The following is a 14,987-nucleotide window of genomic DNA, read 5'->3' as shown; positions in this document are numbered from 1 at the left end:
CATTTTTTAATTTTACTAAAGTAAAAATAAAAACCGATGGTACTCAATCGGTTTTATTTTCTTTTTCCAGTTGTATCAGATGTGCCATATTCTTTATCACTTTATCGTGTTTTAGAACAAAAGGATTTTCTTTATTCCACACATAACCGGCAAGTACGGCGCATATTTTTTCTTTTACATCAGGGTTTTCAGGCTGATGGTAGAAAAGTTCCTGCAAATTTCCTGTATACCATTCTTTTACATACGTTGTAAAAACACTAATGCCTTCTTTCATATAATCGGCATATTCCGTTTCCCAGTTCACCATTTCTCCATGCAGTTGTCGGAATGCCAGTTTAGCAGCCAGTATGCCCGATTCGGTAGCAAAACAGACACCTGAAGAAAATACAGGATCTAAAAATTCCGTACTGTTTCCGGTCATTACAAAACCTTCACCATACATTTGTTTCACAGCAACGGAATAATTGGTCAATTTTTTAGGTTCAAAAAGAAACGGAAGGCTTCCAAAACGTTTGATATAATAATCTGATTTTGAAATTGCATTTTGAAGTGCTTCTGTAGTATTTTCATCTGTTGAAAGAGCATTGATAAAATCCGTAGGACCGACAATACCTACACTGGTATTGCCATTTGAAAAAGGGATGACCCATAACCACACTTCTGTTTCCAGAATATCAAAAGAAATAAGGGTTCCCTCCTCACCTGCCGGTCGGTTAACATCTTTTATATGCGTAAAAATAGCCGAATGAGGATTGAGTTTCGAAGGTTCATCCAAATCCATTAATCGGGGTAAAACCCTTCCGTAACCGCTGGCGTCAATTAGAAACTCAGCTTCAATGATTTTTAGAGCACCTTCTTTTGTACGGATCGTAGTTTTTGAACGCGTACCTTCAAATACTACTTCGATTACTTCACTTTCAAATTCGATGTCAACACCTTTATTTTGTAGTTCATCTGTAATGGCTTTATCAAAATCGGCACGGGGTACCTGCCAGGTCCAGTCCCATCCTTTTCCGAATTTCTTACTGAAATCAAAAATGCATATTTCTTCTCCTCGGATAAACCGAGCACCTAATTTTTTTTCAAATCGGTAGGTATCCAGTTTTTCAAATAAACCGGCTTCATCGAAATGATCCATCACCCGTGGAATCAAACTTTCGCCTACCACGATACGCGGAAATTTCGTTTTTTCAACAATCTTTATATTTATATTCTTTTTATGCAGGTATCCTGCAGCCACACTTCCGGACGGGCCGGCACCGATTATCAACACATCAACATTTTCTGTGGTCATCATATCATATAATTTTAAAAAGATTAAATTTGCTGAAAATTATAGGGTCAAAGTTATTAACTATTTGCCATATTTTTCTATTTATTAATTTATCTTTTAGCCGATAATGAACATTATCAATGAATATTTAACGCTGAGTGAATTTTCAAAAATCATTTTTGAAAATAAGCAGATTGAAGTCCATCCTGAAGTAACCAGACGCGTGATTGAAAGTTTTGAGTTTTTAAGAGACTTTTCATCCAATAAAGTCATTTATGGTGTCAATACAGGTTTCGGACCAATGGCTCAATATCGCATAAAAGAAGAAGATTGCCTGCAATTACAGTTCAACCTGATCAGAAGCCATTCTTCAGGTACGGGACAGCCTTTGTCAGCATTGCATACAAAAGCGGCAATTCTGGCTCGTTTAAACACTTTATCCAGAGGTAATTCCGGCATTCATATATCCGTGATAGAACTGATGAAAGAATTGATCAACAGAGACATCACACCGTTGATTTTTTCTCATGGAGGCGTTGGTGCAAGTGGTGATCTGGTACAATTGGCTCATCTTGCTCTGGTATTGATCGGTGAAGGTGAAGTGTTTTATAAAGGGGAACGCAAAAGCACACAGGAAGTATTTGCTATTGAAAATCTAAAGCCGATTGAAGTAAAAATAAGAGAAGGCATCGGACTTATGAACGGTACATCGGTGATGACGGGGATTGGTATTGTAAATGTGCGCCAGGCAGAAACCTTATTGGATTATGCTGTAAAAGCTTCTTGTATGATTAATGAACTGGTACAGGCGTATGACGACCATTTGTCAGAAACCCTGAACCATACAAAGCTTCATAAAGGACAGCAAAAAATCGCTGCGGAAATGAGAGCCCATCTGGCAGATAGTCAACTGGTGCGCAAAAGAGCCGATCACTTATACAGCGGTACCAATAAAGAAGAGGTATTTAAAGAAAAAGTACAGGAATATTATTCCATTCGCTGTATTCCTCAGATATTGGGACCTATTTCCGATACCATAGAAAATGTTGGTACCATTCTTGAAAATGAAATCAACTCTGCCAATGACAACCCAATCATTGATGTTGCAACACAGCAGGTATACCATGGTGGTAATTTTCACGGAGATTATGTTGCACTGGAAATGGATAAACTGAAACTGGTGATTACAAAACTGAGCATGCTGGCAGAGCGTCAGCTCAATTATTTGCTCAATGCCAAAATAAATGAACTATTACCTCCGTTTGTTAATTTAGGAAAACTCGGATTTAATTTTGGAATGCAGGGAGTACAGTTTACTGCTACTTCTACTACAGCAGAAAATCAGGCATTATCCACTTCCATGTATGTACACAGCATACCGAATAACAACGACAATCAGGATATTGTAAGCATGGGTACCAATGCAGCCCTTATGTGCAGTAAAGTAATAGAAAATGCTTTTGAAGTATTGGCCATAGAATACATAACCATTGCACAGGCAATAGATGCACTGGAGATAACGGCTAAACTGTCACAATCTTCTAAAAAAGAATACGACAACATACGCCGTATCGTGGCAACCTTCAGTGAAGATCAGATCATGTATCCTTATGTACAAAAAGTAAAAGAATATTTAATGCAAGCCATAAATTAATAAACATAATTTAATTTAAATTCGTGTTTATACTATAAATAAATGACAATCAATGAAGTGTGCTTTAGTTACCGGAGGTTCAAGAGGAATAGGAAAAGCAATTTGTTTAAAACTGGCATCGGAGAATGCCTACCATATACTCATAAATTATCAGTCCAATAAAGAAGCTGCGTTGCAGACATTGGCAGAAATAGAGGCTTTAGGAGCTACTGCAGAAATACTTAAATTTGATGTAGCAGATCATGAAGCAGTCAATAAGGTATTGCATACCTGGAAAGAAAACAATCCGCAGGCGGTTGTGGAAGTCATTGTTAACAATGCCGGAATCACACGTGACGGATTATTTATGTGGATGCAGCCTGAGGACTGGAAATCAGTTATAGATATCACATTAAATGGTTTTTATAACGTGACCAATTTCTTTATTCAGGAAATGCTGCGCAGCAAGTACGGCAGAATCATAAACATGGTTTCCGTTTCCGGAGTAAAAGGAACTCCGGGCCAGACCAACTATTCAGCAGCCAAAGGAGCACTTGTTGCGGCTACAAAAGCCCTTGCTCAGGAAGTTGCCAAACGAAAAATAACCGTGAATGCTGTAGCTCCGGGTTTTATAAGAACCGATATGACAGCGGATCTCGATGAAAAAGAACTCATAAAAATGATACCTGCCAACCGATTTGGAGAAGCGGAAGAAGTAGCGAATCTCGTTGCTTTTCTGGCGTCGGATAAAGCAGGCTATATTACGGGCGAAACCATAAATATAAACGGAGGTATTTATTCTTAAGGTATGGACAACAGAGTAGTTATTACCGGAATGGGAATTTATTCCTGTATTGGAACTTCTCTTGAAGAAGTAAAACAATCATTATACGAAGGAAAATCAGGAATTGTTTTTGATCCTGAAAGAAAACCATACGGATTTCAGTCTGCTTTAACCGGAAAGGTTCCGGTACCCGATCTGAAAAAAGTACTGCACCGCCGTCAGCGTATTACCATTGGTGAAGAAACGGAATATGCATATCTGGCTACAATGGAGGCACTTAAAAATGCAGGTATAGATGAAGCCTTTTTTAACAAAAATGAAATAGGACTTATATACGGAAATGACAGTGTCTCAAAAGCTGTCATTGATGCAACCGATATTGTGCGTGAAAAAAAGGATACGGCTTTGATTGGTTCGGGGGCTATTTTCAAATCAATGAATTCCACGATCACCATGAACCTCTCCACTATTCTCAATATTACGGGTATCAATATGACCATCAGTGCTGCTTGCGCAAGTGGTTCTCATGCTATTGGTTTGGGCTATATGATGATCAAAAACGGTTTACAGGATACTGTGATTTGTGGTGGAGCTCAGGAAATTAATAAATATGCCATGGCGAGCTTTGACGGATTAGGCGTTTTTTCTCCTCAGGAAAAAGAGCCGGCAAAAGCTTCACGGCCTTTTGATGTCTCACGGGATGGATTAGTTCCCAGCGGAGGCGGAGCAACCATCATTCTCGAGAGTTATGAATCGGCTGTAAAGAGAGGGGCTCCTATTATTGCAGAAATTGTCGGGTATGGATTTTCGTCTAATGGTGGTCATATCTCCACACCCAACGTAGAAGGTCCCGCAACGGCTATGAAAAAAGCATTGAAACAGGCCGGACTAAAACCAGAAGAGATAGCCTACATCAATGCTCATGCTACCTCTACTCCTGTTGGAGATGCCAATGAAGCGAAAGCTATTCATGAAGTATTCGGAGCATCAAGACCGTACGTGAGTTCGACCAAATCAATGACTGGCCATGAATGTTGGATGGCAGGTGCCAGCGAAATTATTTATTCAACGTTGATGATGCAGCATTCTTTTATAGCGCCCAACATCAATTTAGAACAGCCTGATGAAGATGCAAAATTGTTAAATATTGCAACTAAAACAATAAATAAAGAATTTGACATATATTTGTCCAACTCTTTTGGGTTTGGTGGCACGAATTCTGCTATAATCGTAAAAAAGATAAAATAAAAGCATAAATGAAGATGGAAGCAATCATTGAAAAGGTAAATGATATTTTAGTTGAAGAGTTTGAAATCGATGCAGAACTTATTTCCGACGAAAAAAATTTAAAAGAAACATTGGATCTGGATAGCCTTGACTATGTAGATCTGGTAGTAATTATTGAATCTAATTTTGGGGTAAAATTAGGAGAAGCAGACTTTGTCGGAATTAATACATTCCAAGACTTCTATAACGTAATTGAGGATAAAATTACGGTAAAAGCATCGTAACATGAGTCAGTGGGACGGTAAGTCTAAAGGAACCCTTTTAGGATATAAAATATTTGTTTTTAGTATAAAAAAGCTCGGAATCAGAGCAGCTTACGGACTGCTGATTTTTGTAGCTTTTTATTATTTTATATTCTATCCCAAGAGTTTCCGCGATATCTTTTATTACCTGCACAAAAGACAGGGGTTTTCCTATGTAAAATCCATTTTTATGGTCTATGGGAGTTACTTTACGTTTGGAAAGGTATTAATCGATAAAACGGCAATTTCTGCAGGAATGCGCGAAAAATTTACCTATGAGTTTGACGGTATAGAAACACTTAAAGAATTATTACACGAAAAAAAGGGAGGTATTCTCATCAGTGCTCATGTAGGTAATTTTGAAGTAGCGGAAAAATTCTTTGCGGATATCGATATGGATTTTCAAATCCATTTGGTTACGACTGATCAGGAACATTCGGTTATAAAAAAATATATGGAAGGTATTTCCGGAAAACCCAAGATGAAATTCATTTTTGTAAAAGAAGATATGTCCCATATTTTTGAAATCAACAATGCATTGGCTGCCAACGGACTGATTTGCTTTACCGGAGACCGCTATTTTGAAGGATCTAAAACCATGTCTGAAAAATTTTTAGGAAGAGAAGCTACTTTTCCTGCAGGACCGTTTTTAATTGCTTCCCGCCTTAAAGTTCCGGTTGCCTATGTATATGTAATGAAAGAAAAAAATCTGCATTATCATTTATATGCCCGCAGGTCAGAGACGATTAAACACAGAGATGCGAAAGGATTACTATATTCATATGTACAAAGTGTGGAACAGATGGTAAAAAAATATCCGTTACAGTGGTTTAACTATTTTGATTTTTGGAAAAACGTTTAACGGAGCTGTTTTGTTTTTCATCCTATAACAGAAATGGGAAATATTTCCCCGGTTTTTAAGAGATAAAATAAGCGAATCCAAAAAAAGATACCGGTCTAATTTAATAAATTGTAATACTTTTACAACTCGCAAAAGAGGAAGATGAAAAACGTATTGATACTATATTATTCACAATCAGGCCAGCTAAAAGAAATTGCAGATTCCATCTGTAAGCCTTTTCTGAATGACAACGAAATAGAAGTAACATACTATCAGATTAAAATGCAGCAGGAATTTCCTTTTCCGTGGAATTCAGAGGCTTTTTTTAATGTTTTTCCGGAAACATTTCAGCAGATTCCTCAGCAAATCATACCTCCGGAACCGGAAATAACATCCAAAAAATACGATCTTATCCTGTTTTATTATCAGGTTTGGTACCTTACCCCTTCTCTACCCGTCATTTCGTTTCTGAAAAGCAATTATGCTGCTCAGTTGCTTAAAGATACTCCGGTAATCACCGTAAGCGGCAGCAGAAATATGTGGGTATTTGCACAAGAAAAAATAAAAAAGCTACTGGCAGCTCATAAGGCTGTATTAGTAGGCAATATTGCATTGACAGACCGAAACATCAACCTGGTCAGTGTTATTACGGTAGTGGACTGGATGTTTTCCGGAATCAAAAGAAAAACATACGGTTTTCTTCCTTTACCCGGTGTTTCCCAACAAGAAATCACAGCAGCCGAAAAATTCGGTCATCTCATCAAACCATATCTGATGGCAAACTATTACGAAGGATTGCAAAAAGAACTGGTGCGTAATAATGCGGTTGAAATAAGGCATTTTTTGGTCTCTATGGATAAAAAAGCTAACAAAATGTTCCGTATATGGTCCCGTCTGATCTTAAAAAATCCCTCGAAAAGAAAAATGCTAATCCGGCTTTTTAATTATTATTTATTTATAGCCATCTGGTTGTTATCACCGATCGTACATTTAATAGAAACCCTTTTGTATCCTCTTTTGTATTTTAAAATCAGGAAAGAAAAGAAATATTATCAAGGAATAAGTCAACGATGAAAGAAGTTTACATAAATAAAACCTCTCATTTTTTACCTAATGATGCCATTTCAAACGAAGAAATGGAACAGATTTTAGGACAAATAAATGATAAGCCTTCAAAAGCCCGAAGAATTGTTTTAAGAAACAATGGTATCTTATCACGTTACTATGCGATTGATAAACAGCTTACCATAACACATAACAATGCGCAACTAACGGTTGAAGCTGTAAAACGCTTGTTTGATACTGATTTTTCTGCAGCAGATATGGAATTACTATCATGTGGTACTTCAACTCCTGATCACTTACTTCCCTCTCATGCAGCGATGGTTCACGGACTTTTACAAAACAAATCGGTAGAATTAAATTCATCGTCAGGTGTTTGCTGTTCGGGAATGAATGCACTTAAATTCGGCTATCTGTCTGTAAAATCCGGCAATTCAAAAAATGCTGTTTGTACAGGTTCAGAAAGAGTATCAACCTGGATGATGGCAGATAAATTTCAAAAAGAAATTGAAAACCTTGACAGTCTCGAAGAGCAGCCGATTATCGCTTTCAAAAAAGACTTTTTAAGATGGATGCTTTCAGACGGTGCTGCTGCTTTTTTACTGGAAGATAGTCCTAAAGGAGCACATCCGTTAAAAATAGAATGGATGGAAGCCTATTCGTATGCATATGAGCTTGAAGCCTGTATGTATGCAGGCGGAGATAAGCTTGAAGACGGAAGCCTGAAACCCTGGAGCGATTATAAAACAGAGGAATGGCTTTCAGAATCCGTTTTTTCTTTAAAACAGGATGTGAAAATTCTCGATAAAAATATCTTAGAAAAAGGAGTGGAAAGCATGCGGGAAGCGATGTTGAAACACAGCATTACACCGGATGACATTGATTATTTTTTACCCCATGTATCCTCACATTTCTTTGTAGACGGACTGTATCAGAAATTTGCTGAAGCGGGATTGGAAATTACAAGAGAAAAATGGTTCATGAACCTTCATAAAGTAGGAAATGTCGGAGCGGCGTCCATTTATTTAATGCTGGATGAACTCATGCATTCCGGAAACTTAAGAAAAGGAGACAGAATATTGCTCTCTGTACCCGAAAGCGGACGGTTTTCATATGCGTATGCTTATCTAACAGTGTGTTAATATGAAAATACCCAACACAGATATCACATTTATTCAATCTCTTATTCCGCAAAGAGCCCCTTTTATCATGGTAAGCAGTTTGCTGGAATATTCAGAAACGCATTTAAAAGCGGGCTACAGTGTCAATAGTGAGAATATATTTTTCAAAGAAAATAGGTTTCTGGAGCCCGGAATCATTGAACACATGGCACAATCAGTGGCCTTGCATACCGGATATCAGTATCATCTGAAAAACCAAAAAGCACCAACAGGTTACATTGGTTCAATCAACAAAATAGAAATTTATGAATTGCCGAAGCTAAGCGATGAGCTAACGACAGAAGTAAGCATCCTACAGGAATTTTTAGGAGTAACATTGGTAGACATCCGTACGCTGTGTAATAACCGTTGCATTGCTCAGGGACAGATGAAAACCGTAATTGCAAAATAGATGAACGTATTTCAAAACCAGGACATAACCCGGATCGCCAGATACCTGCCCCATTGTCAGCCCATGCTGATGGTAGATATCATTGATTATATTGACGATGAAAATGTAGATACCAGTTTTGAAATAAAACCCTCTACCCTATTTGTAGAAAACGATTTTTTTACAGAAGCGGGACTTATTGAAAATGCAGCACAAACCTGTTCAGCAATTGTAGGACAACATTATTTTTTTGATGACAATAAACAGGAAATTGAAAATGTAAAAGTCGTAGGATTTATCAGTGCGATCAAAAAAATAGAAATATTTTCATTGCCTAAAGTACATACGGTAATAAAGACAAAAGCCAAATTGGATTCAAAATTCATGTCTGACGATTATCAGATTTGTACGTTGCAGATAGAAATATTTAATGATAACGAGTTAACTTTGAGAGGAATAATGAATTTGTTTTTACAAAAAACGACGGATGAAAAAATCTGAAGTACCTCAGGATAAAAGCAGCCTTAACAATAAAAATGTAAAAGAGCTCTACTATGCAGTCGATGAAGACGGCAAATATACTACAGAGCTAAGCTCAGGATGGGAGCCGAAAACAATTGTTCAGGAAAAAACTTTTGAGCTTATCAACGAAAGAATTGAAGAAGCCAGACAAAACGTAAAAAAAGGGATTTGCAGCCCTGTTGTGTACTTTATGGAAGTAAATAAAATGGATTGGGCCATTTTATCGGACTATATGGAAATGTGGAAATGGAGAATCAAAAGACATGCTCAACCCAAAGTATTTAAAAAACTGAGCGACAAAACCATACAGAAATATGCGGATACCTTTGGTATTACAGCATCAGAATTAAAAGCATTTAAAGGAGAATAAATGACATTGGATTTCAAACATCATCAATCGGCTCATTGTGAAAACGGAGTTGCCTCTAACTTGCTCAGAAATAAAGGAATCAATTTGAGCGAACCGATGGTATTTGGAATCGGTTCAGGCTTATTTTTTGTTTATTTGCCTTTTATAAAAGTAAATCATGCTCCGGCCATATCATACAGGCCTATGCCCGGGTTGATATTCAACCGTCTGGCAAAGAAATTAGGTATAAAAATAAAGCGTCAGAAATTTTCCAGCACAGAAAAAGCACAAGAAGTACTGGAATACAATCTGGCACACAATATTCCATCAGGTTTACAGGTAGGTGTCTACCACCTTTCCTATTTTCCCGACGAATATCGTTTTCATTTCAATGCTCATAATCTGGTTGTTTACGGAAAAGAAGAAAACAATTTTCTCATCAGTGACCCTGTTATGGAGCATGTTACCACACTTACGACAGATGAACTGGAAAAAGTACGCTTTTCCAAAGGAGCATTATCACCGAAAGGGCACATTTATTATCCGGTGTATATACCAGAAAATCTGCCGTTGGAACAAGCCATCAGAAAAGGAATTCGAAAAACCTGCACGGATATGCTGGCTCCCGTACCCATAATCGGAGTAAGAGGAATACGGATGGTTGCACGTCACATCCTCAAATGGCCTAAAAAGCATGGTGTCCGTAAAGCCAACCATTATCTGGCACAAATGGTACGGATGCAGGAAGAAATTGGTACCGGAGGCGGCGGATTCCGATTTATTTATGCTGCTTTCTTACAGGAAGCGGCTGTAATACTTAAAAACGAAAGACTAAAAGAACTGTCTGCAGACATGACAAAAATCGGTGATCTGTGGAGAGATTTTGCTGTAAATGCATCTCGTGTATACAAAAAACGCAGCCATCAGGAAAATGTCTATGAGTCCTTATCAAAAGAACTCATGCATATTGCTGATTTAGAAGAAAAATTTTTTAAAGAACTAAAAAAAGCGATTTAAATGAATACCGTCATCCAGATCCATGAGCTTTTTAAAAAATATAAAGGGGCTGATTTCTTTTCAGTAAAAGAGCTCTCACTTGCTATTCAACAACAGGAAATAGTCGGACTCATAGGCCCTAACGGTGCAGGAAAGACCACTCTGATTTCTATATTGTGCGGGTTAATCCACCCTACTTCAGGAACATTTACCATAAAAGGACTTACCTATACAGATCATGCTTTACAGATTAAAAATCTGATAGGAATAGTACCACAGGAATATGCCCTCTATCCTACTCTTACGGCAAGGGAAAACCTGACCTATTTCGGAAGTCTGTACGGATTGAAAGGAAAAAACTTAAAAAATAAAATAAACGAATATCTCACCATTTTAGGTTTGATTCATTTTGCCGATAAGCGCATCGAAACCTTTTCAGGAGGTATGAAAAGACGCATCAATCTGATAGCAGGCATATTGCATGATCCTGAAATTTTGTTTTTAGATGAACCTACAGTCGGTGTAGATGTTCAGTCAAAAAATGTCATCATTGATTTTCTCAATGAACTCAACCGCAAAGGAACTACCATTATTTATACCTCTCATCATCTGGCAGAAGCAGAAGATTTCTGTACCCGTATTGCCATCATAGATGAAGGACGGATTTTTATTGAAGGTACTCCTGAATTTCTCATTCAGTCTGTGGCCGGAGCAACAAATCTTGAAGAGGTCTTTTTAACACTAACCGGAAAAAAACTAAGAGATGCTTTATAAAATCTGGCAATCCGTTTTTAAAGAATTTCTTTTACTCAAAAGAGATATCGGCGGGCTTATTACCCTTTTTGTAATGCCTGTAGTTTTGGTAATTACAGTTACCCTAATCCAGGATAGTGCCTATCAGGTAGTTTCAGAACACAAAATGCCGCTATTATTGTTAGACAATGATCAGGGAAATGTTTCGGCTGATATCAAAGAGCAACTCAACGCCTCTGATATATTTGAAGTAGTCACGGATATCGATGGCAAAAAACTTACGGAAGAACTCGTAAGAGATCAGGTATATAAAGGCAATTATCAATTGGCCATCATCATTCCGCAACACCTGTCGCGTGATTTGAATTTAAAGGTAGAACAGAATGTCAACAGCATCCTTTCTGATTTTGGAGTAGAGGAGGCCGGTGTTGTATCTGAAGAAGAAATACCAACCAAAGAAATAAGGCTTTATTTTGACCCGGCAGCACAGATTGCTTTTAAAAACGGTGTAATGACCAACATCGATAAAATGGTCTCACAGATAGAAAACAGACTTATTTACCAGTCTTTTGAAGAACAGCTGGGAGACACGAAAAGTTTTAAGGCAGATGCCAGTTTTATCTCGTTTAAAGAAATGGTACCGCAAACCAGACAGAAAGAAGTAGTGCCCAATTCAGTACAGCACAATGTACCTGCCTGGACCTTATTTGCGATTTTCTTTATTATTGTTCCGTTTGCAATTAACATTGTCAAAGAAAAAAACCAGGGTACAAAAGTGCGTTTGATTACCAATCCCACACCATATGCTGTATTGATGATGGGTAAAACCATTACATATCTTATCATTTGTCTTCTGCAGTTTTATATCATTCTGGCGGTTGCCTTATATCTTTTTCCGTATTTCGGATTACCGGAATTGCATTTACATGGAAAATTACTGGAAATGTCTGTCATGACTCTGTTTGCAGGCCTTGCAGCCATAGGATGCGGCATTCTATTGGGAACCATAGCCAAAACTCAGGAACAGTCAGCCCCTTTCGGCTCCACATTTGTCGTAATTCTGGCAGCATTAGGAGGAGTATGGATACCGGTTTTTGCAATGCCTTACTATATGCAGATTGTGTCAAAAATATCACCAATGAACTGGGCATTGAACGGATATTATGATATTCTTTTGAGAAATGGAACCTTAAAAGACATACTTCCAGAAATGTTATTGTTATTTTTGTTTTTCATTGTTTTAGCCTTTTTAGCCCTCATCTATGATAAAAAGAAAAGATTTGTTTAAAGAGATAGCCGAACTTACGGTCAGACAGCCCTTTCAGGTACGTTTCAATGAAACAGATGCTTTGGGTATTGTCTGGCACGGAAACTATATAACCTATTTTGAAGATGGGAGAGAAGCTTTTGGTCGGAAACACGGAATTTCTTATTTAGATGTGCAGCACCATGGCTTTACAACGCCCATCGTTAAAACAGTATGCGAACATAAAATCTCTTTAAAATACGGAGATACAGGATATATAGAAACGGTGTTTATCGATACTCCTGCAGCAAAAATGATCTTTAAATTCAACATATATAACCAGCACGGACAATTGGTTTGTACAGGAGAATCTACACAGGTTTTTCTGGATAAAAACGGGGAACTGGTTTTAAACCTGCCTGAATTTTTTGCGGTGTGGAAACAAAAAGTAGGATTACTCAAATGAAAAAAGTATTCATAAAAGAGACCAACATCATTACCCCATTAGGATTTGATGTTTCAAGTAACTGGACGGCTTTAGTAAAAGATCAGTCCGGTATTGAAATACAGAATCAGTGGGAAAATATACCTTCTGTATATGCTTCCTGCATCAATACAGCCGCATTAAACAAAGCATTTGATGCAGTAGTAACCACCAGTGCTCCTTTTACAAGAGTAGAAAAAATGCTCATTCTGGCATTGGAGCCGCTTATAGAAAAACAGGGTGTAAAAGAAGATACGCTATTGATACTCTCAACGACAAAAGGAAACATTTTTTACTTGGAAAGTGGAGAGACAGCTCAGGCGTATCTTAACGAACTGGCAGAAAAAATCGCTCGTTATTTTCATTTTCAAACCAGACCGATCGTTATTTCCAATGCATGTGTATCAGGGGTAATGGCATTATCTGTTGCCAAGAGAATGTTACAGATGAACACAGCTTCTGATGCCTATGTCATAGCGGTAGATGAGGTAACAGAATTTGTACTTTCCGGATTTCAGTCTTTTCAGGCATTAAGCCCTCAGCCTTGCAGACCTTATGATGAAAAGAGAAATGGAGTGACATTGGGTGAAGCAGCAGCAGCAGTATATGTTACGGTGCAACCGGACGATGCGAAAGCTGAAATCATAGGAGATGCCAATATTAACGATGCCAATCATATTTCAGGACCTTCAAGAACAGGAGAAGGGTTGTTTTTAAGCATACAGGCTGCGATAAAAGAAGCGGGTATTTCACAACACGCTATTGATTTCATATCTGCACATGGAACAGCTACCTTGTACAATGATGAAATGGAAGCTGTTGCCTTCAACAGGGCAGAGTTGAATAAAGTACCGATAAACAGCCTTAAAGGTTATTACGGGCATACATTAGGAGCATCCGGGTTACTTGAAACGGTCATCACTATAGAATCGCTGTGCAGGAACCTGTTGATTTCTTCCAAAGGATTTGAAAATCCAGGTGTTTCGCAACCCCTAAATATAATACAGCAGCATACAGAAAAAGAAATGAAAGTAGCGTTAAAAACAGCTTCCGGATTTGGTGGGTGTAATTCGGCTGTGATATTTAAAAAAACAGAGTAGGATGGAACAGCCTCTATACATATCTCAAACCGTTGTCATAAAAAACGGAACATATATTCACAACGGAAAGGAACTATTGCATTCTTCAGCGTCTGATATGACAGGATTTATTAAAGAATGCTATAAAATGCTGGGCATAGAATATCCGAAATTTTTTAAAATGGATAATTTAAGCAAGTTAGCTATTTTAGCCGCTGAAAAAATACTGCAGGGAAAACAGCAAACCAATACGGCATTATTGTTTTCCAATGCTGTTTCAAGCCTGGATTTTGATCTGAAACACCAGCAGACAATCGCTGATAAAGAAGCCTATTATCCGAGTCCGGCGGTATTTGTTTATACCCTGCCTAACATTTGCATCGGAGAAGTTAGCATCAGACATCAGCTAAAATCAGAAAGTGCCTTTTTTGTTTCAGAAAAATACGATACGGGTACCATGTTTGATTATACAAATTATCTTATACAGCAAGGTAAGGCAGATCAGGTACTTTGCGGATGGATCAACCAGTTACATGATGCCTATGAAATAGTGATGTATCTGGTAGATAAACAGGGCGAAAGAATACACACAAAAGAAGAAATAAACAAAATATTTAATTAGAATGGAAGCTTTAAAAAGAGAATTAAAAGAAAGAATTATTGAGGTATTAAATTTGGAAGACATTGCAGTTGATGATATTCAGGACAATGACCCGCTGTTCGGTGACGGATTAGGATTGGATTCAATCGATGCGTTGGAATTAATCGTTTTGATGGACAAAGAATATGGTATTAAACTTAGCGATCCTAAAGAGGGGAAATCGATTTTTCAATCGATAGAAACAATGGCGCAGTATATATCAGAAAACAGAACAAAATAATAAC

General features: G+C 37.7%; 18 protein-coding genes. 17 read left to right on the top strand and 1 reads right to left on the bottom strand.

All coding sequences use genetic code 11. The features are described from left to right. Positions 1-43: 43 nt before the first annotated feature. The gene (locus QW060_RS16065; protein WP_290364787.1) at positions 44-1,294 is read right to left on the bottom strand and encodes an NAD(P)/FAD-dependent oxidoreductase; all 1,251 of its coding nucleotides are present in this window, start codon (positions 1,292-1,294) and stop codon (positions 44-46) included. A 106-nt stretch (positions 1,295-1,400) separates the two neighbouring features. Between QW060_RS16065 and QW060_RS16060 the strand changes: the two genes are divergently transcribed. The 17 genes from QW060_RS16060 to QW060_RS15980 all read left to right on the top strand — a co-directional run bounded on the left by QW060_RS16060 (position 1,401) and on the right by QW060_RS15980 (position 14,983). After that, a complete protein-coding gene (locus tag QW060_RS16060; protein ID WP_290364476.1) occupies positions 1,401-2,927 on the top strand; it encodes an HAL/PAL/TAL family ammonia-lyase in 1,527 nt (508 codons plus the stop codon). Between the two features lie 52 nt (positions 2,928-2,979). Next, positions 2,980-3,711: a 3-oxoacyl-ACP reductase FabG gene (gene fabG, locus QW060_RS16055; protein ID WP_290364475.1), complete on the top strand. Its 732-nt coding sequence runs from the start codon at positions 2,980-2,982 to the stop codon at positions 3,709-3,711. A 3-nt stretch (positions 3,712-3,714) separates the two neighbouring features. Next, entirely contained in the window at positions 3,715-4,938 is a 1,224-nt protein-coding gene (locus tag QW060_RS16050; protein ID WP_290364474.1) for a beta-ketoacyl-[acyl-carrier-protein] synthase family protein, read from the top strand. Positions 4,939-4,946: 8 nt separating this feature from the next. Next, complete coding sequence (locus QW060_RS16045; RefSeq protein ID WP_290364473.1) at positions 4,947-5,201, top strand: phosphopantetheine-binding protein; 255 nt, start codon at positions 4,947-4,949, stop codon at positions 5,199-5,201. Between the two features lies 1 nt (position 5,202). Further along, positions 5,203-6,081: an LpxL/LpxP family acyltransferase gene (locus QW060_RS16040; RefSeq protein WP_290364472.1), complete on the top strand. Its 879-nt coding sequence runs from the start codon at positions 5,203-5,205 to the stop codon at positions 6,079-6,081. A gap of 141 nt (positions 6,082-6,222) precedes the next feature. After that, positions 6,223-7,134, top strand: a complete 912-nt coding sequence (locus tag QW060_RS16035) for a dialkylrecorsinol condensing enzyme DarA (RefSeq protein ID WP_290364471.1) — start codon at positions 6,223-6,225, stop codon at positions 7,132-7,134. After that, complete coding sequence (locus QW060_RS16030; protein WP_290364470.1) at positions 7,131-8,264, top strand: beta-ketoacyl-ACP synthase III; 1,134 nt, start codon at positions 7,131-7,133, stop codon at positions 8,262-8,264. Before QW060_RS16035 ends, QW060_RS16030 begins: the two co-directional genes overlap by 4 nt. Position 8,265: 1 nt before the next feature. Then, positions 8,266-8,694 carry a hypothetical protein gene (locus QW060_RS16025; protein ID WP_290364469.1) on the top strand — a complete coding sequence of 143 codons (429 nt, stop codon included), beginning with the start codon at positions 8,266-8,268 and terminating at the stop codon, positions 8,692-8,694. Then, complete coding sequence (locus tag QW060_RS16020; RefSeq protein ID WP_290364468.1) at positions 8,695-9,174, top strand: ABC transporter permease; 480 nt, start codon at positions 8,695-8,697, stop codon at positions 9,172-9,174. Beyond that, positions 9,161-9,565: a hypothetical protein gene (locus QW060_RS16015; protein WP_290364467.1), complete on the top strand. Its 405-nt coding sequence runs from the start codon at positions 9,161-9,163 to the stop codon at positions 9,563-9,565. Before QW060_RS16020 ends, QW060_RS16015 begins: the two co-directional genes overlap by 14 nt. Then, positions 9,566-10,561 (top strand): BtrH N-terminal domain-containing protein, encoded by a 996-nt coding sequence (locus QW060_RS16010; protein ID WP_290364466.1) that lies wholly within the window; start codon positions 9,566-9,568, stop codon positions 10,559-10,561. It begins immediately after the preceding gene. Beyond that, entirely contained in the window at positions 10,562-11,314 is a 753-nt protein-coding gene (locus QW060_RS16005) for an ABC transporter ATP-binding protein (protein ID WP_290364465.1), read from the top strand. Next, complete coding sequence (locus QW060_RS16000) at positions 11,304-12,581, top strand: ABC transporter permease (protein WP_290364464.1); 1,278 nt, start codon at positions 11,304-11,306, stop codon at positions 12,579-12,581. Before QW060_RS16005 ends, QW060_RS16000 begins: the two co-directional genes overlap by 11 nt. Continuing rightward, on the top strand, positions 12,556-13,005 hold the full coding sequence (locus tag QW060_RS15995; RefSeq protein WP_290364463.1) for an acyl-CoA thioesterase: 450 nt from the start codon (positions 12,556-12,558) through the stop codon (positions 13,003-13,005). The genes QW060_RS16000 and QW060_RS15995 overlap by 26 nt, the downstream gene beginning before the upstream one ends. Continuing rightward, positions 12,975-14,123: a beta-ketoacyl-[acyl-carrier-protein] synthase family protein gene (locus QW060_RS15990; RefSeq protein WP_290364462.1), complete on the top strand. Its 1,149-nt coding sequence runs from the start codon at positions 12,975-12,977 to the stop codon at positions 14,121-14,123. The genes QW060_RS15995 and QW060_RS15990 overlap by 31 nt, the downstream gene beginning before the upstream one ends. A gap of 1 nt (position 14,124) precedes the next feature. Further along, positions 14,125-14,724, top strand: a complete 600-nt coding sequence (locus tag QW060_RS15985) for a beta-ketoacyl-[acyl-carrier-protein] synthase family protein (RefSeq protein ID WP_290364461.1) — start codon at positions 14,125-14,127, stop codon at positions 14,722-14,724. 1 nt (position 14,725) lies between these two features. Further along, positions 14,726-14,983 (top strand): phosphopantetheine-binding protein, encoded by a 258-nt coding sequence (locus QW060_RS15980; RefSeq protein WP_290364460.1) that lies wholly within the window; start codon positions 14,726-14,728, stop codon positions 14,981-14,983. Positions 14,984-14,987 lie beyond the last annotated feature (4 nt).

Source organism: Paenimyroides ceti (genome assembly GCF_030409925.1).
Note: the sequence above shows the minus strand (reverse complement) of the source record. Positions and strands in the feature narration are given on the sequence as shown.